The 26520-nt window shown below is 72.7% G+C and carries 23 protein-coding genes and 1 riboswitch; of the genes, 14 read left to right on the top strand and 9 right to left on the bottom strand.

The genetic code is table 11. The annotated features are described in order from the left end of the window. Positions 1-44 precede the first annotated feature (44 nt). From ACQEXA_RS41440 to ACQEXA_RS41430, 3 genes are all read left to right on the top strand, one after another. Complete coding sequence (locus ACQEXA_RS41440) at positions 45-278, top strand: hypothetical protein (protein WP_359398859.1); 234 nt, start codon at positions 45-47, stop codon at positions 276-278. Positions 279-325: 47 nt separating this feature from the next. Further along, positions 326-1114, top strand: coding sequence for an SURF1 family cytochrome oxidase biogenesis protein (locus ACQEXA_RS41435; protein ID WP_432926214.1), 789 nt, complete (start codon positions 326-328; stop codon positions 1112-1114). A gap of 258 nt (positions 1115-1372) precedes the next feature. Beyond that, the gene (locus ACQEXA_RS41430; RefSeq protein WP_432926216.1) at positions 1373-2128 is read left to right on the top strand and encodes an SDR family oxidoreductase; all 756 of its coding nucleotides are present in this window, start codon (positions 1373-1375) and stop codon (positions 2126-2128) included. Between the two features lie 39 nt (positions 2129-2167). On the opposite strand, the gene amaP is transcribed toward ACQEXA_RS41430, so the two are convergent. From amaP to ACQEXA_RS41405, 5 genes are all read right to left on the bottom strand, one after another. Beyond that, complete coding sequence (gene amaP / locus ACQEXA_RS41425) at positions 2168-2737, bottom strand: alkaline shock response membrane anchor protein AmaP (RefSeq protein WP_433132643.1); 570 nt, start codon at positions 2735-2737, stop codon at positions 2168-2170. A 15-nt stretch (positions 2738-2752) separates the two neighbouring features. After that, the gene (locus ACQEXA_RS41420; protein WP_433132641.1) at positions 2753-3418 is read right to left on the bottom strand and encodes a DUF6286 domain-containing protein; all 666 of its coding nucleotides are present in this window, start codon (positions 3416-3418) and stop codon (positions 2753-2755) included. Positions 3419-3782: 364 nt separating this feature from the next. Then, on the bottom strand, positions 3783-4574 hold the full coding sequence (locus tag ACQEXA_RS41415) for an enoyl-CoA hydratase/isomerase family protein (protein ID WP_432926221.1): 792 nt from the start codon (positions 4572-4574) through the stop codon (positions 3783-3785). Between the two features lie 132 nt (positions 4575-4706). Continuing rightward, positions 4707-4928 carry a helix-turn-helix domain-containing protein gene (locus tag ACQEXA_RS41410; protein WP_009337982.1) on the bottom strand — a complete coding sequence of 74 codons (222 nt, stop codon included), beginning with the start codon at positions 4926-4928 and terminating at the stop codon, positions 4707-4709. A 369-nt stretch (positions 4929-5297) separates the two neighbouring features. Beyond that, positions 5298-6896, bottom strand: a complete 1599-nt coding sequence (locus ACQEXA_RS41405; RefSeq protein ID WP_433132639.1) for an ABC-F family ATP-binding cassette domain-containing protein — start codon at positions 6894-6896, stop codon at positions 5298-5300. Positions 6897-7324: 428 nt separating this feature from the next. Here ACQEXA_RS41405 and ACQEXA_RS41400 point away from each other — a divergent pair, with 428 nt between their 5' ends. Then, positions 7325-7738: a VOC family protein gene (locus ACQEXA_RS41400; RefSeq protein WP_432926226.1), complete on the top strand. Its 414-nt coding sequence runs from the start codon at positions 7325-7327 to the stop codon at positions 7736-7738. A 7-nt stretch (positions 7739-7745) separates the two neighbouring features. On the opposite strand, the gene ACQEXA_RS41395 is transcribed toward ACQEXA_RS41400, so the two are convergent. The 3 genes from ACQEXA_RS41395 to ACQEXA_RS41385 form a co-directional block, all read right to left on the bottom strand. After that, entirely contained in the window at positions 7746-9053 is a 1308-nt protein-coding gene (locus ACQEXA_RS41395; RefSeq protein WP_432926228.1) for a hypothetical protein, read from the bottom strand. A 349-nt stretch (positions 9054-9402) separates the two neighbouring features. Beyond that, complete coding sequence (locus ACQEXA_RS41390; protein WP_361826794.1) at positions 9403-10527, bottom strand: alpha/beta hydrolase family protein; 1125 nt, start codon at positions 10525-10527, stop codon at positions 9403-9405. 109 nt (positions 10528-10636) lie between these two features. Then, positions 10637-11362, bottom strand: a complete 726-nt coding sequence (locus tag ACQEXA_RS41385; protein ID WP_433132637.1) for a class II aldolase/adducin family protein — start codon at positions 11360-11362, stop codon at positions 10637-10639. A gap of 231 nt (positions 11363-11593) precedes the next feature. Here ACQEXA_RS41385 and ACQEXA_RS41380 point away from each other — a divergent pair, with 231 nt between their 5' ends. The 10 genes from ACQEXA_RS41380 (at position 11594) to cobI (ending at position 25616) form a co-directional block, all read left to right on the top strand. Continuing rightward, a complete protein-coding gene (locus ACQEXA_RS41380; RefSeq protein WP_432926232.1) occupies positions 11594-12853 on the top strand; it encodes an anion permease in 1260 nt (419 codons plus the stop codon). 22 nt (positions 12854-12875) lie between these two features. Next, positions 12876-13091 carry a hypothetical protein gene (locus tag ACQEXA_RS41375; protein ID WP_432926234.1) on the top strand — a complete coding sequence of 72 codons (216 nt, stop codon included), beginning with the start codon at positions 12876-12878 and terminating at the stop codon, positions 13089-13091. Between the two features lie 549 nt (positions 13092-13640). Continuing rightward, positions 13641-14006: a hypothetical protein gene (locus tag ACQEXA_RS41370; RefSeq protein ID WP_432926236.1), complete on the top strand. Its 366-nt coding sequence runs from the start codon at positions 13641-13643 to the stop codon at positions 14004-14006. Positions 14007-14565: 559 nt separating this feature from the next. Further along, positions 14566-14703: riboswitch (cobalamin riboswitch) on the top strand. Positions 14704-14804: 101 nt separating this feature from the next. Next, entirely contained in the window at positions 14805-15761 is a 957-nt protein-coding gene (locus tag ACQEXA_RS41365) for a cobalamin biosynthesis protein (RefSeq protein WP_432926237.1), read from the top strand. Beyond that, complete coding sequence (locus ACQEXA_RS41360; protein ID WP_432926239.1) at positions 15758-17266, top strand: cobyric acid synthase; 1509 nt, start codon at positions 15758-15760, stop codon at positions 17264-17266. Before ACQEXA_RS41365 ends, ACQEXA_RS41360 begins: the two co-directional genes overlap by 4 nt. Continuing rightward, positions 17263-20916 carry a cobaltochelatase subunit CobN gene (gene cobN, locus ACQEXA_RS41355; protein WP_433132635.1) on the top strand — a complete coding sequence of 1218 codons (3654 nt, stop codon included), beginning with the start codon at positions 17263-17265 and terminating at the stop codon, positions 20914-20916. The genes ACQEXA_RS41360 and cobN overlap by 4 nt, the downstream gene beginning before the upstream one ends. Then, complete coding sequence (locus ACQEXA_RS41350; RefSeq protein ID WP_432926243.1) at positions 20913-22928, top strand: putative cobaltochelatase; 2016 nt, start codon at positions 20913-20915, stop codon at positions 22926-22928. The genes cobN and ACQEXA_RS41350 overlap by 4 nt, the downstream gene beginning before the upstream one ends. Next, the gene (cobO, locus tag ACQEXA_RS41345) at positions 22928-23527 is read left to right on the top strand and encodes a cob(I)yrinic acid a,c-diamide adenosyltransferase (protein ID WP_432926244.1); all 600 of its coding nucleotides are present in this window, start codon (positions 22928-22930) and stop codon (positions 23525-23527) included. The genes ACQEXA_RS41350 and cobO overlap by 1 nt, the downstream gene beginning before the upstream one ends. Then, positions 23521-24870, top strand: a complete 1350-nt coding sequence (locus ACQEXA_RS41340) for a cobyrinate a,c-diamide synthase (protein WP_432926246.1) — start codon at positions 23521-23523, stop codon at positions 24868-24870. Before cobO ends, ACQEXA_RS41340 begins: the two co-directional genes overlap by 7 nt. Further along, on the top strand, positions 24867-25616 hold the full coding sequence (cobI, locus tag ACQEXA_RS41335; RefSeq protein ID WP_432926248.1) for a precorrin-2 C(20)-methyltransferase: 750 nt from the start codon (positions 24867-24869) through the stop codon (positions 25614-25616). Before ACQEXA_RS41340 ends, cobI begins: the two co-directional genes overlap by 4 nt. Positions 25617-25627: 11 nt before the next feature. Here the strand turns inward: cobI and ACQEXA_RS41330 are convergent, their stop codons facing one another. Continuing rightward, positions 25628-26473, bottom strand: coding sequence for a ZIP family metal transporter (locus tag ACQEXA_RS41330; RefSeq protein ID WP_432926250.1), 846 nt, complete (start codon positions 26471-26473; stop codon positions 25628-25630). Positions 26474-26520: the final 47 nt, after the last annotated feature.

Genomic DNA, 26520 nt, shown 5'->3' with positions numbered 1-26520 from the left:
GCGCCCGCTCGCCCGCGCGACGGCGAGAGCCCAACCTGTGGCGCATGGCGAGATGTGAAGTGTGCGGCAACGACTACGGAATGACCTTCGAGGTACATGCGCAGGGCGAGGTGCATGTCTTCGACTGCTTCTCCTGTGCCATCCACCGCATGGCACCGATCTGTGAACACTGTCGTGTCCAGATCATCGGTCAGGGGGTCGAAGCGGACGGCCACTGGTACTGCGGAGCCCACTGCGCCCGGGCGGAGGGGAGGGTGGGGATCGTCGACCGGGTCTGAGAGACCCCGGTGACGGCACCCCACGTTCCGAGATGTACGGTCGTGGGGTGTACCGCTTCCTGTTGTCCCGGCAATGGGTGATCCTCACCCTTGTCGCTCTCGCGCTCATCCCGACGATGATCGAGCTGGGCTTCTGGCAGCTGCACCGCCACGAGCACAAGGTGGCGCTGAACAAGGTGATCGCCGACTCGCTCGCGGCGATGCCGGTACCGGCCGAGTCGCTCACCTCTCCCGGGGCGACCGTCGCCCACAAGGACCTGTACCGCCGGGTCACGGCCAAGGGCACCTTCGACACCGCGCACGAGGTCGTCGTACGCCGTCGTACCAGCTCCTCCGGTGAGGTCGGTTACCACGTCCTGACCCCCTTCGTCCTGGACGACGGCAAGGTCCTGCTTGTCAACCGGGGCTGGATCCCGGCGGACGGGCCCCAGACCGCGTTCCCCAAGATCCCTGCGCCCGCTCCGGGTGAGGTCACCGTCACGGGCCGGCTGATGCCGGACGAGACGACCGCGGAGAGCGGGATCAAGAACGTGCGGGGTCTGCCCGACCGCCAGGTCATGCTGATCAACAACACCCAGCAGGCCCAGAGCCTCGGCAAGCAGGTCCTCGGCGGCTACATCGAAATGACCGCGCCCGCCCCCAAGGGCGGGAGCCCCGAGCTGATCCCCGCTCCCGAGCACAGTGACATCGGGCCGCACATGGCCTACGCCGTCCAGTGGTGGCTGTTCTCGGCGGGCGTGCCCTTCGGCTGGTTCGTCCTGGCCCGCCGGGAGGCCCGTGAACGCGCCGAGACGGCCGAGGAGCCGAGCGAGGAACCGGCGCCGGCCACGGTCTGACCGGCCACCTTTCGACGGCACTCGGACGCCGGGCGCACCGATCCGCCGTACGGGACGCACGGAACCGCTGCGGCGAGGAATGTGCGAGACCGGGAAAACCGGGCAGACGCAGAACGTGCGGGGCGGACGCAGGCGTCAGGGCTGGGCGGTGCGTCCGCCTCGCGGCCGAGTACACGGCGGGAACCTCCCCGGGCCTGCGGCGATCCTCGCATGGGGACCGCACTCGCCCTCGAAGAGGCGAGACGGCAGGATGGGGCCATGGATCTTGGACTGAAGGACCGTGTGTACGTCGTCACCGGCGGCACCCGCGGGCTGGGCAACGCCACCGCGCGGGAGCTCGTCTCCGACGGGGCGAAAGTGGTTCTCACGGGCCGCGACGAGAAGCGGGTCGCGGAAGCCGCGGCCGAACTGGGGGCCAACGCGGTGGGCGTGGCCGCCGACAACGCCGACTCCGGGGCGCCGGACCGCCTGATCGCCGCGGCCCGCGAGCACTTCGGCGGCTTCGACGGCATCCTGATCAGCGTCGGCGGACCGGCTGCCGGCTATGTCGCCGACAACACGGACGAGCAGTGGACGGCCGCCTTCGAGTCGGTGTTCCTGGGCGCGGTGCGACTGGCCCGTGCGGCCGCCGCGGAGCTGGCAGAGGGCGGCGTCATCGGTTTCGTGCTGTCGGGGTCCGTGTACGAGCCGATCCCGGGCCTGACCATCTCCAACGGTCTGCGTCCGGGGCTCGCGGGCTTCGCCAAGTCCATCTCCGACGAGCTGGGCCCTCACGGCATCCGCGTCGTCGGTCTGCTCCCGGCCCGCATCGACACGGACCGGGTGCGCGAACTGGACGCGCTCTCCGCCGATCCGGAGGCCACACGTGTGGCCAACGAGTCCCGCATCCCGCTGCGCCGCTACGGCACCGCGCAGGAGTTCGGCCGCACGGCCGCGTTCCTGCTGTCCCCCGCGGCGTCGTATCTGACGGGCATCATGGTTCCGGTGGACGGCGGGGCCCTGCACGGCTTCTGAACCACGGGCACACCCCGGCGGCCCCCGGCCGCCGGGGCGTCAGCTCACCCGCTGGGCCCGGCGCCTGACCCCGGACAGCCGCACCTCGGCGGGCAGCGCCGCGAGTCCGGCGGAGTCACGGGCGCGGGCCAGCGCACCGGTGGTCAGGCGGTGCAGCACATCCCCGGGGTCCGCGTGGGGCGCCAGCAGCAGTCGTACCCGCGCCTCGGGTGCGCTGCGCCGTCCGGTCAGCACCACGTGCGCCCGTTCGACGCCGTCCAACTGCCCTGCCTCACCGGCGAGTACGCTCTCCAGGGCCCGCCCGTGCAGCAGGGCGCCCTCGCCGTCGCCGGTGTCGACGAGCACCTCCATGAGCCGGTGCCGGCGCAGCACCGCCCACAGCCACACCAGGGCGAGCAGAACGGCCACGGCGAGCACGGCGATGACGGTCGGCCACCACCAGCCCTGGTCACGCCACCGGGTGCGCTCGGCGTCGCTCAGCAGGACGTCGTGCGGGCCCTGGTGGATCCACCAGGAGGGCGGCCGCACACCTAGGCCGACGGCGAGCACGGAACCACCGACGACGACCAGGACCAGGCCGACCACTCCGATCAGTACACGGTTGACCATCCGCAGCACCGCGCCTCACCCCTTCCGTCCGGCTCGCCGCACGTGCACCGACAGCGCCGGCGGTCTGCGGAGCCCGAGACTCCGGACCGTGTCGGTGAGCGTTCTGTCCAAGTCGGCGCGTACGTCGTCCAGTTCCCGGGAGCGGGCCACCGCCCGCACATCCGCCCTGTCGCGTCCCAGGCGGACGTGTACCGACTGCACTCCGGAGACCTCCATGGCCCGCTCGCGCAGCACCCGCGCGGCGGCGTGCCGGTGCAGTCCGGCCCTCACGTCGGTGTGCGCCGGGTCCATCGTCAGTACACCGCGCAGTCCGGGCGCCACGGCGAGCACCAGCAGCGCGACGCCGAGGGCCGCGACCACGCCTCCGCCGACCAGTACCCAGGTGCTGTCGAGGGGCTGCTCGGCCAGCCTGTGGGCGAGGGTCCGGCGCCAGGGCATGGCCGACCGGTGAGCCCTGACGGCCACCACGTCGTACAGGAACAGGCCCCCGCCGATCAGGAGGAGCAGCGCGACGACGCACGCGGGACCCCGGCGCACCGACCAGAAGCGGCTCCCTCCGCGGCCCGCGCCGTCCACCGGTTCGTACGCCGCAGCGGACGCGGACTGCCCGAGCCGGCTGTCCGCGGTCTTCTCCATGACCGGGAGCCTCTGGGTGCTCCCGGTGCCCTGGGACTCGCTCATTGCGTCCTCCCGTGTGCCGGGACGGGATGCGGCCGCTCCACCCGGACGGCGACCTCATGCACCTCCATCCCCCGCCAGAGCGCCTACCCGCTCGGAGCCCTGCCGACGCACCGCACGGCGCCGGCCGCCCCTGTCGTGGGCGTGGCCGAGTTCGACGCCGCCGCCGAAGCGGGCCGTGCGGGGTGGACGACGACGGTGGCGCGCGGCGGCACGGCGCCGGGCGACAGGGGCCGAGCGCCACCTGCCGCGCCCGCGCCGCCTGCGCGGCGATCTTCGCGGCGACGCGGTCCGCCGACCGGGGGCGCCGTGCTCGGCCGGAGCAACGACGCCGGGACGCCCGGGTCAACGGGCCCGCAGGCCGTCCCTAGTCGCCGATCCCGGCCAGGTCCCGCAGCCGGCGGGCCTGCGCGGCCCGCTCCGCGGCGCGCTGCTCCTCGTACGTCCGCTCGGGGGCGCCGCGCAGCAGCGTCTTGGTCTCGATCACCGCGTCCCGAGGCGCGGCGAGCAGTGCGGACGCCAGGTCCCGCACGGTGTCGTCGAGCTGCTCACGCGGCACGGCGAGGTTCGCGAGCCCGGTGTTCACGGCCTCCTCGGCCAGGACGAAGCGGCCCGTCACACAGATCTCCAGGGCGCGGGCGTAGCCGACGAGGCCCACCAGCGGACTGGTGCCGGTGAGGTCCGGTACGAGGCCGAGGCTCGTCTCGCGCATGGCGAACTGCACGTCGTCCGCGACGACGCGCAGGTCACAGGCAAGGGCGAGCTGGAATCCCGCGCCGATCGCGTGGCCCTGAACCGCGGCGATGGACACGATGTCGTTGCGCCGCCACCAGGTGAACCCTTCCTGGAACTCGGCGATGGCCGCGTCCAGCTCCGCGTCGCTGCCGCGCGCGAGATCCACGAAGGTCGGTTCGCCTTCGATCCCCTCGGGCGTGAACATCTGCCGGTCGAGCCCCGCCGAGAACGACTTGCCCTCGGCGCGCAGCACGACCACACGCACGGAACCGGGCAACGCACGCCCGGCCTCCGCCAACGCCCGCCACAGAGCGGGGCTCTGGGCATTGAGCTTGGCCGGGTTGACCAGCGTCACCGTGGCGATCGCCTCGTCGACGGCGAGCTGTACGCCGTCCTTGTCGAGTACCGGTTTGAGTGAAGCCATGGGGCGCCTCCGATGGGTACGGTCAGGAGCGGGTGCCGTCCCGCGGCATCCACAAGTGACTGCACAGTAACCACCCGGCCGATCACCTGACCGACCGGGTGGCCACCACCGAAGCCGATGGGCCGCCCGGCGTCAGGCCGACGTGGCCTTCTTGCCCCGCGTCGCCCCGCCACGCCCACGAAGCGTGACGCCCGACTCGCTGAGCATCCGGTGCACAAAGCCATACGAGCGGCCGGTCTCCTCGGCCAGCGCCCGGATGCTCGCACCGGAGTCGTACTTTTTCTTCAGGTCTGCCGCGAGCTTGTCGCGCGCGGCGCCGGTCACCCGGCTGCCCTTCTTCAGAGTCTCGGCCACCCGTGCCTCCTCATGGGAAGTGCGCTCTGGTCCCCTCATGATCACCCCTCGGGAGCGCGATGGCCACCCATTCGGCAAGGTCCGTGCGACACGGTTTTGACGACAGGAGCGCATCCCCACGAGTGGAATCCACGATTCCGCCCGGTGGTGTCCGTGCGCCCGAACGGGTTTTTCCGGGAACCGCCAGGTCAGCGGCACACACCGGTTGAACCCGTGCGGTGAAAGGGGTCGGCGGCAAAATCGGTGTAGGACACACCTCGGTACGAGGAGATCTCACACAGATGATGGATCACGGATCGGCCGAATGATCCATACGCCGTGGATCAACCATTCGATCAAGCGGCTCTGACCGCCCCGAGCACGGAAGGGTCAGGCCAGCGTGACGAGGTCCGCGTAGTCCGAGCCCCACAGGTCCTCGACGCCGTCGGGCAGCAGGATGATGCGCTCCGGCTGGAGCGCCTCGACCGCGCCCTCGTCGTGGGTAACGAGGACGACCGCGCCCTTGTAGGTGCGCAGCGCGCCGAGGATCTCCTCGCGGCTGGCCGGGTCGAGGTTGTTCGTCGGCTCGTCCAGGAGCAGCACGTTCGCCGAGGACACCACCAGGGTGGCGAGGGCGAGACGGGTCTTCTCGCCGCCGGAGAGGACACCGGCCGGCTTGTCGACGTCGTCGCCGGAGAACAGGAACGAGCCGAGCACCTTGCGGACCTCGACGAGGTCCATGTCGGGGGCGGCGGAGCGCATGTTCTCCAGGACCGTGCGGTCCGGGTCGAGGGTCTCGTGCTCCTGGGCGTAGTAGCCGAGCTTGAGGCCGTGACCGGGCACGACGGCACCGGTGTCCGGCTGCTCCACACCGCCGAGCAGACGCAGCAGGGTGGTCTTGCCGGCGCCGTTGAGGCCGAGGATGACGACCCGGGAGCCCTTGTCGATGGCCAGGTCGACGTCAGTGAAGATCTCCAGCGAGCCGTACGACTTCGACAGTCCCTCGGCCATCAGCGGGGTCTTGCCACAGGGCGCGGGCTCCGGGAAACGGAGCTTGGCGACCTTGTCGGACTGGCGGGCGGCCTCCAGTCCGGCCAGCAGCTTGTCCGCACGGCGGGCCATGTTCTGCGCGGCGACCGTCTTGGTGGCCTTGGCGCGCATCTTGTCCGCCTGCGCGTTCAGCGCGGCGGCCTTCTTCTCGGCGTTCTGCCGCTCGCGCTTGCGGCGCTTCTCGTCGGCCTCGCGCTGCTGCTGGTAGAGCTTCCAGCCCATGTTGTAGATGTCGATCGCGGCACGGTTGGCGTCCAGGTAGAACACCTTGTTGACGACCGTGTCGACCAGGTCCACGTCGTGCGAGATGACGATGAAGCCGCCGCGGTAGGTCTTGAGGTAGTCGCGCAGCCAGACGATCGAGTCGGCGTCCAGGTGGTTCGTCGGCTCGTCGAGCAGCAGCGTGTCCGCGTCGGAGAACAGGATGCGGGCCAGCTCGATACGCCGGCGCTGACCGCCGGAGAGCGTGTGCAGGGGCTGGCCCAGCACACGGTCGGGCAGGTTGAGCGCGGCGGCGATGGTGGCGGCCTCGGCCTCGGCGGCGTACCCGCCCTTGGTGAGGAACTCGGTCTCCTGGCGCTCGTACTGCTTGAGGGCCTTCTCGCGGGTCGAACCGTTGCCCGTGGCGATGCGCTGTTCGTTGTCGCGCATCTTGCGGATCAGCACGTCCAGGCCGCGCGCGGAGAGGATGCGGTCCCGGGCCAGCACGTCCAGGTCGCCCGTGCGCGGGTCCTGGGGGAGGTAGCCGACCTCGCCGGAGCGGGCGACGGTGCCCGCGGCGGGGATGCCCTCGCCCGCGAGGACCTTGGTGAGCGTGGTCTTGCCTGCTCCGTTGCGGCCGACGAGGCCGATGCGGTCGCCCTTGGCGACGCGGAAAGTGGCGTTCTCGATGAGGATGCGGGCACCGGCGCGCAGCTCGATACCGGAGGCGGAGATCACGGACAGACTCCAGAGCGGGTGAGGACGGGACGGACGGCTGAGGGCGTTCCCGCCGTCTAATGCGCGAGGAGAATGGCCATGGGCCCAGTCTAACGGGGTCGTGCAAGCGCTTTTCGGGTGTGCGGACGTTCGGGACTGTGATGCTCGTTGCCCTGTCCGCCGCGCTTCCGCGCACGCCCGGCGCGCACTGTAGGCGCGACGCCGCGCAGAAGGCTGCGACGCGCCCGGTGTGTCCCCCGTTCGTGCCATGGGCCCGGCGCAGTGCTCCTGGGAGGGTACGAGGATGGCGTCACGGGACGGCGTGCTGCGCCCGGCAGAGGGCCCGCCGGGCGTACCGGCCGGGTCCGGGGGCGTTGTCAGTGGCCGGTGCCAGACTGACCGGCAGGCCGTGGTTCCGGCCGACCGGACGAACCGAGGGAGTGATCGGGATGGCGGGTATGGACGGCAGGCGTCCGAGCATCTACCCGACGCTGCTGTATGCGGACGCCAAGGCGGCGATCAGGCAGCTGACGGAGGCCTTCGGCTTCACGGAGCTGTCGGTGTACGAGGGGGAGGACGGCTCGGTGCTGCATGCGGAGCTGGTCCAGGGCAACGGAGCGGTGATGCTCGGCTCGAAGGGCCGGGGCGGCACCTTCGACCAGGCGATGAAGGGCGCGGGCCCGGGCGGGGTCTACATCGTCGTGGACGACGTCGACGCGCACCACCAGCGGGCCGTGGAGCACGGCGCGGAGATCCTCATGCCGCCGACGGACCAGGACTACGGCTCGCGGGACTACATGGCGCGGGACGCCGAGGGCAACATCTGGAGCTTCGGCACCTACGCCCCCGAGATCCCGGCCTGACCTGCGGTCAGCTGCCTCCCGTGTGGACCTGGAACGCGGCCCGGCGCACGGCCTTGGCAAGCGCCGGGTCCGGGTGGGCGGCGGCGAGCGCGACCAGGACCTGCACGGTGCGGGGATGCCCGACGGCACGCACTTCGTCGAGCAGCGCGGGCACGGTGGGCTGCACGGCGGATTCCAAGTGACGGACGAGCAGGGGGGCTTCGCCGTGGTCGGCGACGGCCGCGGCGGTGTCGACCCAGAGCCAGGTGGACTCCTGGCGGGTGAGCACCTCGTGGGCTTCCTCGGGGTCGGCGCCCTCCTGCTCGGCGAGCCAGAGCAGGGCGTAGGGGCGCAGCGGGGTCTCGTCCGAGGCGGCGCGCACCTCGGGTTCGGCGGGCGCCCCGACCACGCGCAGCGCCTCGAAGGCCAGGCCGCGCAGCAGGGCGTCCTCGCCGCGGGCGGCGTCCAGGAGCTCGGTGACGGCGCTGCCGACCGTGCGCGCGGCGAGCCAGGCCCGGTACTCCGCGCGGGCCGCGTTCGGGCGCAGCTGTGCGCAGCCGCGGAGCATGTCCTCGGCGTTCTGCTCGATGTTCCCGGCCGGGCTCTGCGCGGCGACGCAGATCTGCTCCAGCTTCACCCAGACCGCCCAGCTGCCGAGCGGGGTGAGGGTGGCCTGCCCGTCGGCGCAGGTGAGGGCGCCGACGTAGGCGAGCGCGTCGAGGGCCCAGTCGAGCAGAGGCGCGAGCTCGGCGCCCTCCGCCGGGTCGTGGACCGGCGCCTCGACGGATGCGGACGCAGCAGACGCGGCGTGCAGCACCTGCGGATAGGGGTCGTGGGCGGCGGACGGGGCGTACGGCACCTCGCACCGTTCCGTGCGCAGTTCGGTGACCCGCTGGCGAAGCAGGTCGAGCAGCTGCTCGACGGGCACGGGGCCTGCGGACAGCTGCAGGAAGGAGAGCACCTGGGGCATGGCCGAGACGGCCTCGGCGACAGCGGCGTGCTCCCGGTCGGCGGGTTCGGGACAGGCGAGCGACCAGGCGTCGAAGAGGGCGACCCAGCCGCGCAGCACCGCGGAGTCGTCGCGGTTCCAGGCACGCAGCCGCCAGCCGGGCCGGGCGCTGTCGCCGTGCACCTCGACGAGTCCGGCCAGCCGGGCGGTGTCCCAATCTGCCCGTACCTGAGCGGCGCTCAGGCCGAGGTCGGCGGCGGCCCGTTGCGCGGTGGCGTCGGAGAGGGTGCCCGTGCCGTCGGGGGCGGCGCCGTCGCGGCCCGGGCCGAGCGCCGAGTCGGCCCAGCGGGCGACACGGGCCGAGTCGGCCAGCCGGGTACGGGCCATCCTGGCCAGTTCCGCAGGCGGGGGTGTCCCCTCGGGCGGACGGGGCGCGGGGCGCGAGCGGTGCGGGGTCACCGCTCGGGGAGCGACTGCAAGCGGCCGCGGGCGGACGAGTCGGAGCCTGGAGTCGCGCGGGGTACGGGACGTCACAGGTGCAGTCTTGCGGTTGACGGTCCGAAAACCCAAACGGAATGTCACAGCGGGCGACGAGGCAGGCCGACGCACAGGGCCCCGCGAGGGGGTGCATACGGAGAAAGCGCCTTCCAAAGGGACCAAGCGGAAGGCAGTGCGCCAGCTCGGTACGGCGGAGGGGGTTTCCGGGGTGCGCGGCAGCACGGCCCTCGGGGCGGCGTCACATGAGCGGGGTCAGAAAACGCCGCATGGCCTCCTCATAGGCTCCGGGGTCCACGTTCCACATGGCGCCGTGCGACGCGTTGCGCACGGTCTGCAGGGTGACCAGGTCGCCGCGGCGCTCGGCGAGACGGCGTGAGGGCCCCCATGGGGCGACCGTGTCGCCGGGGCCGTGGAAGATCAGAACGGGCACCTGCAGCTGGTCCGGGTCGGCGGGCTGGAGGCGGTCGCCGTGCAGACCGGTGCGGCCCTGTGCGGCACGGACGGCCAGCGGCAGCAGCGCTCCGGGGGTGCGGCGGGCGGCGGCGAGTGCGCGCAGCGTGGCCTCCCAGCTGAGCACCGGCGAGTCCAGGATGAGCCCGGATATCCGCTCGCGCAGCGGGCACTGCGCTGCGGCGCGCAGCGCCATCGTGGCCCCGGTGGACCAGCCGTGCAGAACGACGCGCTCGGCGCCGGAGCGCACGGCGTAGCGGATGGCGGCGTCCACGTCGCGCCACTCGCTCTCGCCGAGGTGGTTCAGGCCGTCCGGCGGGCGGGGTGCGCCGAGATCCCCGCGATAGGTGATGTCGAGGACGGGAAAGTGGTGACGGTTGAGGAAGCCCATGACGTTCATGGGGTGTTCCCGGGTGGCGCCGAGCCCGTGCACGGTGATCACCCAGGTCTCGCGGACACCGGGCACGAACCAGGCGGGAAGGGTCCCGAGTTCGCCGGGCACGTCCACGTCGGCGTGGTCGAGGCCGAGTGCGGTGCCCGGGTCGCCGATGTGCAGGTTCGGGGTGAGCCACGCCTTGTCGCCGGGTTCGAGCGTGCCGTGGGTGACGCGTTCCAGGCGGCGTACGACGGTGTCGGCCGAGCGGGGCGCGGTGTCGATGACCGGCCCGACGACCGCGTGCGAGCCGTTGCCGGCGAGGCCGTAGGTGCCGGGGCGCTGGGAGGCCAGATCGCGGGTGAGCGCGATCCGCCCGGCCGCCAGAGAGTGCACGGTGAGACGGGGTTCCGTGGGCAGTGGCCGGCCCGGAGGCGCCTTGAGGGCGGCGTCGCTGGCCAGGCGGCCCGCGGCGACGCCGGCCGCGCCGGCTGCTATGGCTACCGTGACGGCTGCGGCCGCCGCTTTGACAGTACGCACCCTTCCAGTCTCCCGGTGGAGGCCGCCCCCGGCCAGCGGGCGACACCACCGCGTTCGCCGAGGGCGCGCCCGATGCGGCGACCGCGCGAAGAAGGTTCCGGCCGGGTTCCTACTGCCCGCGCTGGCCGTAGCCCCGCAGCCGCTCCCCCACCTCGGCCACCTGCTCCCGGGTGAGCAGTGCCGGCGACAGACCCGGCACCGACGAGGCCGTCAGCCACACACGGCACATCCACTCCAGCTGGGCCGTGCGGTCGTGGGCCTCGGTCAGGGACGACCCGTAGGCGATCGTGCCGTGGTTCTGCAGGAGGCACGCACTGCGTTGCGCGAGGGCGCGGAGCATGTTCTCGGCCAGCTCCGGGGTGCCGTAGGTCGCGTAGGGGGCGACCCGGACCGGACCACCGAGGGCTGCGGCCATGTAGTGGATCAGCGGCAGTTCCCGTACCAGGGTGGAGACGGCCGTCGCGTGCACGGCGTGCGTGTGGACGACGGCGCGTGCGTCGGTCGTGCGGTAGACCGCCAGATGCATCGGCAGCTCGCTCGTCGGCCGCAGCGAGCCGAGCACCTGCCCGCCGTCGAGGCCGACGCCGACCACGTCATCGGGCGTCAGCCGCTCGTACGGCACTCCCGTCGGTGTGACCAGGACGACGTCGCCGACCCGCACGGAGACATTGCCGGACGTGCCGACGACCAGGTCCTCGGCCACGGTCCGGACGGCGGTCGCGACGAGTTCCTCCCAGGCCCGGGCCACCTCGTCCGCAGTGCCGGGAGCGCCCTGCCCAGGTCGTCCCGCCGCGTCCTCCCGTGCGTCCCGCGCGTCGCGTCCTTGCTCAGCCATGGCGCGATCCTGCCAGGCGGAGAACCGGGCCGCCTGTGACCTCGCGCACCGGGGCGCGCGACGGGCCGCCGTCCCGTGAACTGCACGAGAGCCCGATGTACCGCGCGCCCGAGGTGAACCGAGCAACGACACATCGGGCGATACACCCCCAAGACTCCTTCAGTTCATCTTCCATTCACCTAGGTTGCCTACGGTTCACGCGCCACTGACCTCCCACAGAAGCCTGGGTAAATGGAACACATCACGCTCCTCATTGGAATCGTGATCGTCACCGCTCTCGTGTTCGACTTCACGAACGGTTTCCACGACACAGCCAACGCGATGGCGACGACCATCTCGACCGGCGCCCTGAGGCCCAAGACGGCGGTGGCGATGTCCGCCGTGCTGAACCTCGTCGGTGCCTTCCTCTCCGTCGAGGTCGCCAAGACGATCTCCAGCGGCATCATCAACGAGCAGGGCATACGCGTCGAAGTGATCTTCGCGGCCCTGGTGGGCGCCATCCTCTGGAACCTGCTGACCTGGCTGCTGGGCCTGCCCTCCAGTTCCTCCCACGCCCTCTTCGGAGGTCTGATCGGCGCCGCCGTCTCCTCGGCCGGCTGGTCCGCCGTGAACGGCTCGACGATCGTCACCAAGGTCCTGATCCCCGCGGTCGCGGCACCGATCGTGGCGGGCCTCGCCGCCCTGCTCGCCACGCGCCTGTCGTACGTCATCGGCAGCCGCGCCGACGGCAGGGCGACCGCGAAGGGCTACCGCGCCGGATCGATCGCCTCGGCGGGCCTGGTCTCCCTGGCACACGGCACGAACGACGCCCAGAAGACGATGGGCATCATCACCCTGGCGCTCGTCACCGGCGGCGTCATCGCCCCCGGATCGAACCCTCCCACCTGGGTCATCGTCTCGGCCGGCCTGGCCATCGCGCTCGGCACCTACCTCGGCGGCTGGCGCATCATCCGCACCCTGGGCAAGGGACTGACCGACCTGGCGCCGCAGCAGGGCTTCGCCGCCCAGACCAGCGCGGCGACCGCGATCCTCGCCTCCTCGCACCTCGGCTTCTCCCTCTCCACCACCCAGGTCTGCTCCGGTGCCGTCATGGGTGCGGGCCTCGGCCGCAAGGGCGGCGTGGTCCGCTGGTCCACCGCGACCCGGATGTTCGTCGCCTGGTGTCTGACGCTCCCGGCCGCAGGACTCGTCGGCGCGGGTGCCGAGCTCCTCACCAAGCAGGGCACGTGGGGCACCGTCCTCACCGGTGTGCTGCTGGTCGCGGGCGCCGGCGTCATCTGGACCCTGTCCCGCCGCAAGCCGGTCACGATCGACAACGTCAACGACGTCGAGACGGAGCCCGCGGGCGTCGTCACCACGGCGATCGCCGCGGTGATCCCGCCGCCGGCCGGCCCGGTCGCCACGGCCGACGCAGGCACCGGCCTGACGGCCACCATCCCGGCCCAGAACTCCGACTCCGCGGCGGAGTCGACCCGCACCGCATCGGTATAAGACGGCATAAGGAAGCACCCTCATGAACATCGACTGGGCGGCTCTCGGCACCGTCTTCGGCGTCAGCCTCGTGGTCACCGTGGCCCTCGTGGGGCTGTTCACCCTCGGCGTGGTGAGCCTCACGAAGAAGGAATCGGCCCGGGGCGGCGCTGCCGCCGTGGCAGCCACCGGCGCGTACGCCTGCTTCGCCGCGTGTGTGGCCGCGGTGGGATACGGGATCTATCTGATCGTCTCCTGACTCCGCGCGACTCATCGGCCCTTCGGCCACCGGCGACGAGCCCTCGCAGTGATCGTCACTGCGAGGGCTCGAACTCGGTTGCGGACATACGCCGGTTCGCCACGTTCCGGGCCGCATCGCGACCACGCCGAAAAGACAGGCGCCGGACAGCGAGCGGTCTGGTCGCACACACCCAACTCACCTAATCTGATCGGGAGTTGGTGCCCGACTCAGGCCACCCGACCGGCCGCGGACGACATGTGGCAGAGAGCGGCACGGCAGGGGGCACGCGCCGGCCGCGGCAACACCTCGAGGCGATGTCCCGGCTTCCCGGAGCGACCCCGCGCCTACTGCCGTACACGGCCGGCGCGCACCGCGGCACGGGCCCGCGTCGCATCGGGGTGCAGAGCAGGCTGCCGCTGGGCCGGCACCGTGAGATGGCGCTTCACCCTGAGTCGCGATGACAACCGAAGCCCGGGAGGGGACGGCCCGGGCGGACAACGGGGAGGGAGACCGATGGGGGTCCTCGGGTTCCTTGAGTGGTACAGGCGGCTACGCGCGCTCCGCCTCGTGGCGGAGCCCGTCGAGGAGGCGGAGAACTCCGGGGGCGGGCAGCGGATGCGGTCGCCGGCGACCCGTCTGCTGCTGGGCACGGCCTACGGCAGCGTGCTGCTGTTCGGCATCGCCGTGTCGGCACGGGTGGCGGCCGGCCTCGGGTGGGGCACCCCGACACCCCTGGCCACGACGGTGCTGGGAACCCTCGGTGCGACGGCCGTCACCGCTCTTGCGGCAAGCGCGGGCCGTACCCTGCGCGGCCGCTCGGCAGTGCCCCGGCCCTCGGACGCCGACGGATCCGCCCCGGAGGTCAACGGGTCTGCGAGCCACGGGGACGAACCGCCGCCGCGGCCCGGTCGAGAACGCGGAGACGCTCCGTGACCGGGGTGATCCCCCACCACAGGCCTGCGCCGGCCGCCGCGACGATCGTCACCGCCACCCAGACCGGCGCCCGTGCCACGGATCCCGGCACAAGCAGTGCGGCGAGCGCGCCGGCGGCCACCGCGAACACCCCTGTGGTCATGGAGAAAAGCGCCAGCGGGACCGCCGCCGACAGGGTGGTCCGCGGAGCGCGGGGGCCTTCCGCGCGCGGCGGTTTTTCCTCGGCTCTGTCCCCCATGCGAGCCCCTCCCGTCCTCTGGACGGACCTTCAGAAACCGTCCGTTGCCGGGTCCTCGAATCCAGTCAGCAAACCACACCCCGTCATACGCCGAAAGGCGAGCACCGGGCCGGTGCGCCGTTTCGAGTCACGCGCCGGCGAGTGCGCCCCCTCGGCGGGGTCCTCCACACGGTCGTTGCTCCCGTCCGCCGCGTAGCCGCTCCCCTCTTGCGTCACAGGCGTAGGCGCCGCGCGGACAGCACCGAACCGAGCGGCTGACGGCATGTCAGCCGTGTGGGGCTCGGCACACCGCTGCTCCGCAGGTCAAGAGCCAGTTGACGGGCGTTCCGGGGCCGTGGTGGACTGCCGGGGCCAATACGGCGGCAAGAGAGGAAGCCGGTGCGAATCCGGCGCGGTCCCGCCACTGTCACCGGGGAACAACCCCCGGGAGCCAGGAACTCTCACCGCCGATCTCGTCGAACCAGGGCGTGGACACCCTGAGTGAGGACATATCGCCATGCGCGGCTGCCGTTTCAGGCTCGACAACCGGCCCCTGCCCGACCCCACGGCCGGCTGAACCGATGGGTGCCGATCGCGTCTTCGCGTACGGCGCCGCCGCCGGCCTCCTCGGTGACCACCTGATCGGCGATCCACGCCGCGGGCATCCGGTCGCCGCGTTCGGGCGGGCCGCGGGTGCCGTGGAGCGGTTGCTGTGGCGGGACCACCGCGGGTGGGGCGCCCTGCACACCGCTGTCTGCGTCGGCGGTGCGGTCTCCCTCGCCGCGCTCACCGCCTCCGCCGTCCGGCCCTCGCGCGCCGCCTCCGTCGCCCTGACCGCCGCGGCCACCTGGGCCGTCGTCGGGGGGACTTCGCTCGCCCGGGAGGCCCGGAGCGTCGGGCGTGCCCTGGAGGCGGGGGACGTGGAGGGCGCCCGCACTCGGCTGCCCCACCTGTGTGGGCGTGACCCGCAGGCGCTCGACCCCGACGGGATCGCGCGTGCCGTGGTCGAGTCCGTCGCCGAGAACACCTCGGACGCCGTGGTGGGCGCGCTGGTGTGGGGGGCCGTGGGCGGGGTGCCGGGGCTCGTGGGCTTCCGGGCCGTCAACACCCTCGACGCCATGGTCGGCCACAAATCGCCCCGTTACCGGCGCTACGGGTGGGCCTCGGCGCGCCTCGACGACCTCGTGGGGTGGCCCGGGGCACGCCTGACCGCCGCCCTCGCGGCCGCCTCGGGTCCCCGACCGCGGGCAGCCGTGCACGCCTGGCGCACGGACGCCGCCCAGCACCCGAGCCCCAACGCCGGGCCCGTTGAGGCCTCGTTCGCGGGGGCGCTCGGGGTGCGGCTGGGCGGGACCCTCTCGTACGGGGGACGCGTCGAGCACCGGCCGGTGCTGAACGGCGCGGGGCGCACGGTCCAGGTCGGCGACATCGAACGCGCCGTACGGCTCTCCCGGCGCGTGACCGTGCTCGCGCTCGGCGCCACTGTCGCCGGGCGGTTGCTCACCCGGACGATTCTCACGAAGGGACGTACGTCATGAACGGCGGTCTCCTCGTCGCCGGCACCACCTCCGACGCCGGCAAGAGCGTCGTCACCGCGGGGATCTGCCGCTGGCTGGCCCGGCAGGGCGTCAAGGTCGCGCCCTTCAAGGCACAGAACATGTCGCTCAACTCCTTCGTCACGCGCGAGGGCGCGGAGATCGGACGGGCGCAGGCGATGCAGGCGCAGGCGTGCCGCATCGAACCGAACGCGCTGATGAACCCGGTCCTGCTCAAGCCCGGGGGCGAGCAGAGCAGTCAGGTGGTGCTGCTGGGGAAGCCGGTCGGCGAGCTCAGCGCCCGCGGGTACCACGGCGGCCGGCAGCAGCGGCTCCTCGGCACCGTCCTCGACTGTCTCGCCCAGTTGCGGGGCACGTATGACGCGGTGATCTGTGAGGGAGCGGGCAGTCCGGCCGAGATCAATCTGCGGCGGACCGACATCGTGAACATGGGGATCGCGCGGGGCGCGCGGCTGCCCGTTCTGGTCGTGGGCGACATCGACCGCGGCGGTGTCTTCGCCTCCTTCTTCGGCACCGTGGCCCTGCTCTCGCGTGAGGACCAGCAACTGGTCGCCGGCTTCATGGTGAACAAGTTCCGGGGCGACGTCTCCCTGCTGGAGCCGGGCCTGGACATGCTGCACGGGCTCACCGGGCGGCGCACCTACGGCGTGCTGCCCTACCGGCACGGGCTCGGCATCGACGAGGAGGACGGCCTGCGGGTGTCGTTGCGCGGCACCGTCCGCGAGTCCACGGTCGCCCCGCCGCACGGCGAGGACGTGCTGCGGGTCGCCGTCTGCGCGATCCCGCTCATGTCCAACTTCACCGACGTGGACGCGCTGGCCGCCGAACCGGGCGTCGTCGTGCGGTTCGTGGACCGGCCGGAGGAACTGGCGGACGCGGACCTGGCGGTGGTCCCGGGCACGCGCGGGACCGTACGGGCACTGGAGTGGCTGCGCGAGCGGGGCCTCGCCGACGCGCTGGTCCGCAGGGCCGCCGAACGGCGCCCGATCCTGGGCATCTGCGGCGGCTTCCAGATCCTCGGCGAGCACATCGAGGACGACGTCGAGAGCCGCCTGGGGCAGGTGGACGGGCTCGGGGTGCTGCCCGTGCGGGTGCGGTTCGCCCGCGAGAAGACCCTGACCCGGCCGGCCGGCGAGGCGCTCGGTGAGCGCGTGGAGGGCTACGAGATCCACCACGGCGTCGCCGACGTGACGGGCGGTGAGCCCTTCCTTGACGGCTGCCGGGTCGGCCAGAACTGGGGCACTCACTGGCACGGCTCCCTGGAGTCGGACGGTTTCCGGCGGGCGTTCCTGCGCGAGGTGGCGGCCGCCGCGGGCCGCCGGTTCGTACCGGCCGCCGACACGTCGTTCGCCGCGCTGCGCGAGGAGCAGCTCGACCGGCTCGGCGACCTGATCGAACAGCACGCGGACACGGACGCGCTGTGGCGGCTCATCGAGTCGGGCGCGCCGCAAGGACTGCCTTTCATTCCACCGGGAGCGCCCGCATGAGCACAGTGTTGTTGTTGTCGACCGCCGACACCGATCTGCTGGCGGCCCGTGCCTCCGGCGCGCCCTACCGGATCGGCAACCCGGCCCGGGTGGATGTCACGGAGGAGCTTCCGGGTCTGATCGAGGGCGCGGACCTCGCCGTCGTACGGCTGCTGGGCGGCAAGCGCGGCTGGGAGGACGGGCTCGCCACGCTCAGGGCCTCGGGCATCCCGACCGTGCTGCTCGGCGGAGAGGCCGTGCCGGACGCGGAGTTGATGGCCGAGTCGTCCGTGCCCGCCGGCGTGGTCGCCGAGGCCCTGACGTACCTGGTCGAGGGCGGCCCCGCCAACCTCACGGAGCTGGCCCGCTTCCTGTCCGACACCGTGCTGCTGACCGGTGAGGGTTTCACCGAGCCGCAGAAGATGCCCGAATACGGCGTCCACGGGGAGCGCGTGTACGCCGAGGGCCGCCCCACGGTGGGCGTGCTCTTCTACCGCGCCCATGAACTCAGCGGGAACACCGCCTTCGTGGACACCCTGTGCGACGCGATCGAGGAGCGTGGCGCCAACGCCCTCCCGGTGTACTGCGGTTCGCTGCGCGGCGCCGACCCGGGGCTGTACGACCTGCTGTCGAAGGCGGACGCGCTCGTGGCCACCGTGCTCGCCGCGGGCGGTACGCACGCCTCTCAGGCGTCGGCGGGCGGCGACGAGGAGGCCTGGGACATCGGGGCACTGGCCGACCTGGACGTTCCCGTGCTGCAGGGCCTGTGCCTGACCTCCTCGCGCGCCGCGTGGGACGCGTCCGACGCCGCCCTCTCCCCCATGGACGCGGCGATGCAGGTGGCGATCCCGGAGTTCGACGGCCGCCTCGTCACGGTCCCCTTCTCCTTCAAGGAGAACGGTCCGGACGATGTGCCGGTGTATGCCGCCGACCCGGAGCGCGCCGCGCGCGTCGCCGGAATCGCCGTACGGCACGCCCGGCTGAAGCACAAGCCGAACGCCGAGAAGAAACTCGCGCTCGTCTTCACCGCCTACCCGACCAAGCACTCGCGGGTCGGCAACGCGGTCGGCCTGGACACGCCCGCGTCGGCCGTACGCGTCCTGGACGCGCTCCGGGACGCCGGATACGGCCTCACCGAGTACCCGGCGGGTGGCGACGAGCTGATCCACCGGCTCATCGAAGCCGGCGGACACGACGTGGAATGGCTGACCGAGGACCAGCTGGCCGCCGCCCCCGCTCGGGTGCCGCTCGCCGACTACCGGGCGTGGTTCGACCGGCTCGACCCCGGCTTGCGGAAGGCGATGCTCCAGGCGTGGGGCGAGCCGCCGGGTTCGCTGTACGTCGACGGCGACGACATCGTCCTCGCCTCCCTCCGGTTCGGGAACGTCACGGTGATGATCCAGCCGCCGCGCGGCTTCGGCGAGAACCCGATCGCGATCTACCACGACCCCGACATGCCGCCGTCGCACCACTACATGGCGGCGTACAGGTGGCTGGAGAACTCGTTCGGCGCCGACGCGATCATCCACATGGGCAAGCACGGCACCATGGAGTGGCTGCCGGGCAAGGGCCTGGGCCTGTCGCGCGGGTGCGCGCCGGACGCCGTCCTCGGCGAGCTGCCGCTGATCTACCCGTTCATCGTCAACGACCCCGGCGAGGGCACCCAGGCCAAGCGCCGCGGCCACGCCACGGTCGTCGACCACCTCGTACCGCCGATGGCCCGCGCCGACACCTACGGCGACCTGGCCAAGCTGGAGCAGCTGCTCGACGAGTACGCGCTCGTCTCCGACCTGGACCCGGCCAAGGCGCCCGTCGTACGCGCCCAGATCTGGACCCTGGTCAAGGCCGCTGAGCTGCACCACGACCTCCACGTGGACGAGCAGCCGGAGGACGGCGCCTTCGACGAGTTCGTCATGCACATCGACGGCTATCTCTGCGAGATCAAGGATGTGCAGATCCGCGACGGTCTGCACATCCTGGGCGGCGGCCCGGTCGGCGAGCCCCGCGTGAACCTCGTGCTCGCCGTGCTGCGCGCCTCGCAGGTGTGGGGCGGGCAGGCGAACGCCCTGCCGGGGCTGCGGGCCTCGCTCGCCGCTCATTTCGGCCTGGTGGAGAAGGAGTTGCTGGCCGAGCCCGGCGCGCCGATGAAGGTGCCGGTGGAGCTGACCGACCTGGTCGAGGGCCCCTCCCGTACCGCCGCCGACGCGATCGACCTGCTGGAGCAGCTGTGCCGGCGGATCGCGGAGGGCATGGAGGAGCGCGGCTGGGCGGCCGACGCGAGCGCGGCCCTGGTCCGGGAGGTGCTCGGCGGCGAACTCCCCGACGCCGTCGCCGTGCTGGACTTCGCCTGCACCGAGGTGGTGCCGCGGCTCGCCCGCACCACCGACGAGATCGGCCACATCCTCAGGGCGCTGAACGGCGGTTATGTGCCGGCCGGCCCGTCCGGCTCCCCCACCCGGGGGCTGGTCAACGTCCTGCCGACCGGTCGCAACTTCTACTCCGTCGATCCCAAGGCGATTCCCTCGCGACTGAGCTGGGAGGTCGGCCAGTCGCTCGCCGACTCCCTCGTCGACCGCTATCTGCAGGACACCGGCGAGTACCCGAAGTCCGTCGGGCTGACGGTCTGGGGCACATCCGCCATGCGGACCCAGGGCGACGACATCGCCGAGATCCTGGCCCTCCTCGGCTGCCGCCCGGTCTGGGACGACGCCTCGCGCCGGGTGACCGGTTTCGAGGTGGTCCCGCTCGAGGAGCTGGGCCGGCCGCGCATCGACGTCACGGTCCGTATCTCGGGCTTCTTCCGGGACGCGTTCCCGCACGTCGTCGGGCTCATCGACGACGCCGTACGGGCCGTCGCCGAACTGGACGAGCCCGCCGAGCGAAACTTCGTCCGGGCCCATGCCGACGAGGACACCGCCGTCCACGGCGACCGGCGGCGCGCGACCGCCCGTGTCTTCGGCTCCAAGCCGGGCGCGTACGGCGCCGGTCTGCTGCCGCTGATCGACGCGCGCAACTGGCGCTCGGACGCCGATCTCGCCGAGGTGTACGCGGTGTGGGGCGGCTACGCGTACGGCCGCGGGCTCGACGGGCGGGCGGCGCGCGGGGACATGGAGACGGCGTTCCGGCGGATCGCCGTCGCGGCCAAGAACGTCGACACCCGTGAGCACGACCTGGTGGACGCCGACGACTACTTCCAGTACCACGGCGGCATGGTCGCCATGGTGCGGCATCTGACGGGGCAGAGCCCCGAGGCGTACGTCGGCGACAGCGCCGTGCCGGACCAGGTCAAGACCCGCACCCTCGGCGAGGAGACACATCGGGTCTTCCGTGCCCGCGTGGTCAACCCGCGCTGGATGGCCGCCATGCGGCGGCACGGCTACAAGGGCGCCTTCGAGATGGCGGCGACCGTGGACTACCTGTTCGGCTACGACGCGACGGCCGGGGTCGTCGACGACTGGATGTACGAGAAGCTCAGCGCGGAGTACGTCTTCGACGCCGAGAACCGGGACTTCATGAAGAAGTCCAACCCCTGGGCGCTGCGGGGCATCACCGAGCGCCTGCTGGAGGCCGCCGACCGCGGCCTGTGGGCGGAGCCGGACGCGGACACGCTGGAGCGGCTGCGCGCCACCTACCTGGAGCTCGAGGGCGACCTGGAGGGCGACGAGAAGTGAGTACCCCGTTTCCGTTCACGGCCGTCGTCGGCCAGGACGATCTACGGCTCACACTGCTGCTGAACGCCGTGTCACCGGCGGTCGGCGGTGTGCTGGTACGCGGTGAGAAGGGCACCGCCAAGTCCACGGCCGTACGCGCCCTTTCGGTGCTGCTGCCGGCGGTGGACGTGGTCGCCGGGTGCCGTTTCTCCTGCGCTCCCGCGGCGCCGGACCCGGACTGCCCGGACGGTCCGCACGAGGCCGGCACCGGTACCCAGCGCCCCGCGCGCATGGTGGAGCTGCCGGTCGGCGCCTCCGAGGACCGGCTCGTGGGCGCCCTCGACATCGAGCGGGCGCTGGCCGAGGGCGTGAAGGCCTTCGAGCCGGGTCTGCTGGCCGACGCGCACCGCGGGATCCTGTACGTCGACGAGGTCAACCTCCTCCACGACCACCTGGTCGACCTGCTGCTCGACGCGGCCGCGATGGGTGCCTCGTACGTGGAGCGCGAGGGCGTCTCCGTCCGGCACGCCGCCCGCTTCCTGCTCGTCGGCACCATGAACCCGGAGGAGGGCGAGCTGCGGCCGCAGCTGCTCGACCGGTTCGGGCTGACCGTCGAGGTGGCGGCGTCGCGGGAGCCGGAACAGCGGGTGGAGGTCGTCCGGCGGCGCCTGGCGTACGACGACGACCCCGCGGGCTTCGCCGCCCGCTGGGCTCAAGAGGAGAGCGCCGTACGGGCACGGATCGTGGCGGCGCGTGAGCTGCTGCCGTCGGTGCGGCTCGGCGACGGGGCGCTCAGGCAGATCGCCGCGACGTGCGCCGCCTTCGAGGTGGACGGTATGCGGGCCGACATCGTGATGGCGCGTACCGCCACCGCGCTGGCCGCATGGGCCGGGCGGACCGACGTGCTCGCCGAGGACGTACGGCAGGCGGCTCTGCTCGCGCTGCCGCACCGGCGGCGGCGGAACCCGTTCGACGCGCCGGGGCTGGACGAGGACAAACTGGACGAGACCCTGGAGCAGTTCGGCGGCCCGGACGACGACGATCCGGATCCCGGCCCGGACGGGCAGGGCGGCGGCGGGCAGCCACCGCAGGCCGACGGCGGCCCGCAGGGCGGTGACACGGGCGCCCGGCCCGACACCGGGGACGGCGACGGCGACGCGCAGCCGCAGGCCTCCGGCGCCAGCGCCGGCGAGCAGGCTCCCGTGTCTGCCGCCGAGCCCTTCCGTACAAAGGTGCTGAGCGTGCCCGGCATCGGCGACGGTGCCGCCGGGCGGCGCTCGCGGGCGTGGACCGAACACGGGCGGACGACCGGGGCCCGTCGGCCCCGGGGAACCCTCACCAAGCTGCACCTGGCGGCGACCGTGCAGGCCGCAGCGCCCCATCAGCGGGCGCGCGGCCGGTCCGGGCCGGGCCTCGTGGTGCGCCGGGACGACCTGCGGCAGGCGACGCGCGAGGGCCGTGAGGGCAACCTCGTGCTGTTCGTGGTCGACGCCTCCGGGTCCATGGCCGCGCGGCAGCGGATGAGCGCCGTGAAGGGCGCCGTGGTGTCGCTGCTCCTGGATGCCTACCAGCGACGGGACAAGGTGGGGCTGGTGACCTTCCGGGGCAAGGACGCCGAGGTGGCGTTGCCGCCGACCTCATCGGTGGACACGGCGGCGGCGCGGCTCCAGTCGCTGCCGACGGGCGGGCGCACGCCCCTTGCGGCCGGACTGCTCAAGGCGCACGAGGTGCTGCGGGTGGAGCGGCTGCGGGATCCGGCGCGGCGGGCGCTCGTGGTGGTCGTGACCGACGGACGGGCCACCGGCGGTCCGGAGCCGGTCGCACTGGCGGGACGTGCGGCACGGCTGTTCGCGGCCGGGCAGGTGGCGTCCGTGGTCGTGGACTGCGAGTCGGGTCCGGTACGGCTCGGGCTGGCCGGGCAGCTCGCGGGTGAGCTGGGCGGTGCGGCCGTCACGCTGGACGAGCTGCGGGCCGACTCGATCGCCGGTCTGGTCAGGGACGTGCAGGGGACTTCTTCGAGGAGGGCCGCGTAATGCCGCAGGGACAGCCGAGTGTGGTACCGGACGACGGGCTGACGACCCGGCAGCGGCGCAACCGGCCGCTGGTCGTCGTCCACACGGGCATCGGCAAGGGCAAGTCGACCGCCGCGTTCGGTCTCGCGCTGCGCGCCTGGAACCAGGGGTGGCCGATCGGGGTGTTCCAGTTCGTCAAGTCGGCCAAGTGGAAGGTCGGCGAGGAGAACGCGCTGCGCGTGCTCGGCGCCTCCGGGCAGGGCGGGACCGTCGACTGGCACAAGATGGGCGAGGGCTGGTCGTGGGTCCAGCGGGATGCCCAGATGGACAACGAGGAGAAGGCCCGGGAGGGCTGGGAGCAGGTCAAGCGGGACCTGGCGGCCGAGACGTACACGCTCTACGTGCTGGACGAGTTCGCGTACCCGATGCACTGGGGGTGGGTGGACACGGACGAGGTCGTGGAGGTGCTGCGGAACCGGCCCGGAACCCAGCATGTGGTGATCACCGGGCGGAACGCGCCCGAGAATCTGGTGGACTTCGCGGATCTCGTGACCGACATGTCCAAGGTCAAGCACCCCATGGACGCGGGGCAGAAGGGCCAGAAGGGCATCGAGTGGTGAGGTCCGTCCCCCGGCTGGTCATTGCCGCGCCGGCGTCCGGCAGCGGCAAGACCACCGTCGCCACGGGGCTGATGGCCGCGTTCGCCGCGCGGGGGCTCGCCGTGTCCCCGCACAAGGTCGGGCCGGACTACATCGACCCCGGGTACCACACGCTCGCGACCGGGCAGGTGGGGCGCAATCTGGACGCGTACCTGTGCGGCCCGGAGCTGATCGCTCCGCTGTTTCTGCACGGGGCGCGCGGGTGCGATCTCGCTGTCGTCGAGGGCGTGATGGGGCTGTACGACGGGGCCGCGGGCGAGGGGGAACTGGCCTCCACGGCGCAGGTGGCCAAGCTGCTCGGCGCACCGGTCGTGCTGGTGGTCGACGCGTCGTCGCAGTCGCGGTCGGTGGCGGCCCTGGTGCACGGCTTCGCGTCCTGGGACCCGCAGGTGCGGATCGGGGGCGTGATCCTGAACAAGGTGGCCTCGGACCGACATGAGGAACTGCTGCGCGACGCCCTGGAGTCGGCCGGGGTGCCGGTGCTGGGAGTGCTGCGGCGGGTTCCCCAGGTGGACACGCCGTCGCGTCACCTGGGGCTGGTGCCGGTCGCCGAGCGCCGGGCGGAGGCGGTGGAGGCCGTCGCCGCCATGGCCGCGCAGGTGCGCGACGGGTGCGATCTTCAGGCGCTGCTGGAGCTGGCGCGGAGTGCGGCAGGGTTGCCCGGCGAGGTCTGGGAGCCCCCGGTCGCCCCGGCGGGTGCTCGCGAGGTGGTCGCCGTCGCCGGTGGCCCCGCCTTCACCTTCTCCTACGCCGAGAACGCCGAACTGCTGGCCGCCGCCGGAGCCGAAGTCGTCACCTTCGACCCCCTGCACGACGAGCAACTGCCCGACGGCACGAGCGGCTTGGTCATCGGCGGCGGATTCCCGGAGGTGTACGCGTCCGAGTTGTCGGCCAACGAACGACTCCGCAAGGCGGTCGCCGGACTCGCACTGAGCGGGGCTCCCGTCGCCGCCGAGTGTGCCGGGCTGCTGTACCTGTGCCGGGAGCTGGACGGGCAGCCGATGTGCGGGGTTCTCGACGCGAACGCCCGGATGAGCGAACGGCTCACTCTCGGCTACCGGGACGCCGTGGCGGTGAGCGACAGTGTCCTCGCCGCGGCCGGGACCCGGATACGGGGGCACGAGTTCCACCGGTCCGTGGTCGAGCCCGGCGCGGGGGCGGCTCCCGCGTGGGGGGTGCGCGCCCCTCGGCCGCGTGTCGAGGGTTTCGTACAACAAGGTGTGCACGCCAGTTATCTGCATACGCACTGGGCCGCCGAGCCCGGTGTCGCCCGTCGGTTCGTGGAGAGGTGCCGGACGTCATGAGCAGCAGGCTGATCGGAGTCGGGGTGGGCCCCGGCGACCCCGAGCTGGTGACCGTCAAGGGCGTCAACGCGCTGCGCGCCGCCGATGTCGTCGTCGTGCCCGTCATGGCCGGCCCCGACGGGAAGGACGGCGGGGAGCGGGGGCGCGCCGAGGCGACGGTGCTGCACTACGTGCCCGAGGAGAAGGTCGTGCGTGTGGTGTTCGCGCTCAACGAGCGCAGCGACCGCACCCGGCGCGAGGCGGCCTGGGACGCGGCAGGCGAACGGGTGGCCCGGCTCCTCGAGCGCTGCTCCGCCGTCGCCTTCGCCACCATCGGCGACCCCAACGTGTACTCGACGTTCACCTACCTCGCCCAGACGATCCAGGAGCTCCTGCCGGGCACCGTCGTCGAGACCGTTCCCGGCATCACCGCCATGCAGGACCTCGCGGCGCGGTCGGGGGCCGTGCTGACCGAGGGCACCGAGCCGCTCACGCTGGTGCCGGTGACCGCCGGGTCCACCGTGCTCAAGGACGCGCTCGGCGGGCCCGGCACGGTCGTCGCCTACAAGTTCGGGCGACAGGCGCACGAGGTCGCCGAGGCGCTGCGGGAGACCGGGCGGCTCGAGGGCGCGGTGTGGGGATCCGGGCTCGGGCTGCCCGAGGAGTCCATCCGGCCGGCCGCCGACCTCGACGGCGGTCCGCTGCCCTACCTGTCCACCCTCATCGCGCCGGCCCGGCGCGACGGGACCCGTGGCGGCAAGCTGTGACCGGCGACGGATCAGTGGGCGAGGCCCACCACCAGCCAGATGAACGCCGCGCCCGCGATCGTGCACAGCAGGGTCGAGCGGGCGGGGTGGACGTGGTGCGCCTCCGGGAGGATCTCGGCGGCGGCGAGGTAGAGCAGCGCTCCGCCGAAGAGACCGAGATAGCCGCCGAGGGCTCGCTCGGGAATCGTGAAGACCAGCGTGCAGGCGGCGCCGACGACGGGTGCAGCCGCGTCCGCGACGAGCATCGCGATGGCCTTGCGGCGCGCGTTCCCGTACAGGCTCGTGAGCGTGTACGTGTTGAAGCCGTCCGCGAAGTCGTGCGCGACGACCGCGACCGCGACCGCCGCTCCCATGCCGCTGCCCACCTGGAACGCGGCACCGATCGCCATGCCGTCCATGGCACTGTGCCCGACCATCGCCGCGGCCGCCGTCAGGCCCACCTCGGGCGCCCGGTCGTCGCGGCGCGGCGGGGGCGCGCCGGTGTCGAGCGGTGGGGCAGCCGGGGACCCGAAGGACTGAGCGTGGTCGGCCGCATGACACCGGCTGACGGGCTCCGGAGGCGGAGCCAGGGAAACCAGCTCGTCCGCACCGTGCGCGGCGCGGCGCGCGGCCAGCAGGCGCTCCACCAGGTGGGCCAGCAGGAAACCGGCCACGAAGAGCAGCAGGGCGGCGGGGACGCCGAACACCTCGCCGCCCGCGGCGCGCAGGGCCTCCGGCAGCAGATCCAGGCCGACCACGCCGAGCATCAGCCCGCCGGCCAGGCCGAGGACGAGATGGCGGCGGTCGGTCACACGCTGTGCCGTCCAGCCGCCTGCCAGCGTCATCAGGAACGCGCCGAGCGCGACGAAGACCGCCATATGACCTTGCTATCCGATCGATCCGGGTGCACACGGGACCGGCGGCC

The organism is Streptomyces sp. CA-106110, assembly GCF_050936285.1.
GTDB lineage: Bacteria > Actinomycetota > Actinomycetes > Streptomycetales > Streptomycetaceae > Streptomyces.
The sequence above is the reverse complement of the archived record's forward strand: the minus strand, read 5'-3'. Positions and strand labels throughout refer to the sequence as shown.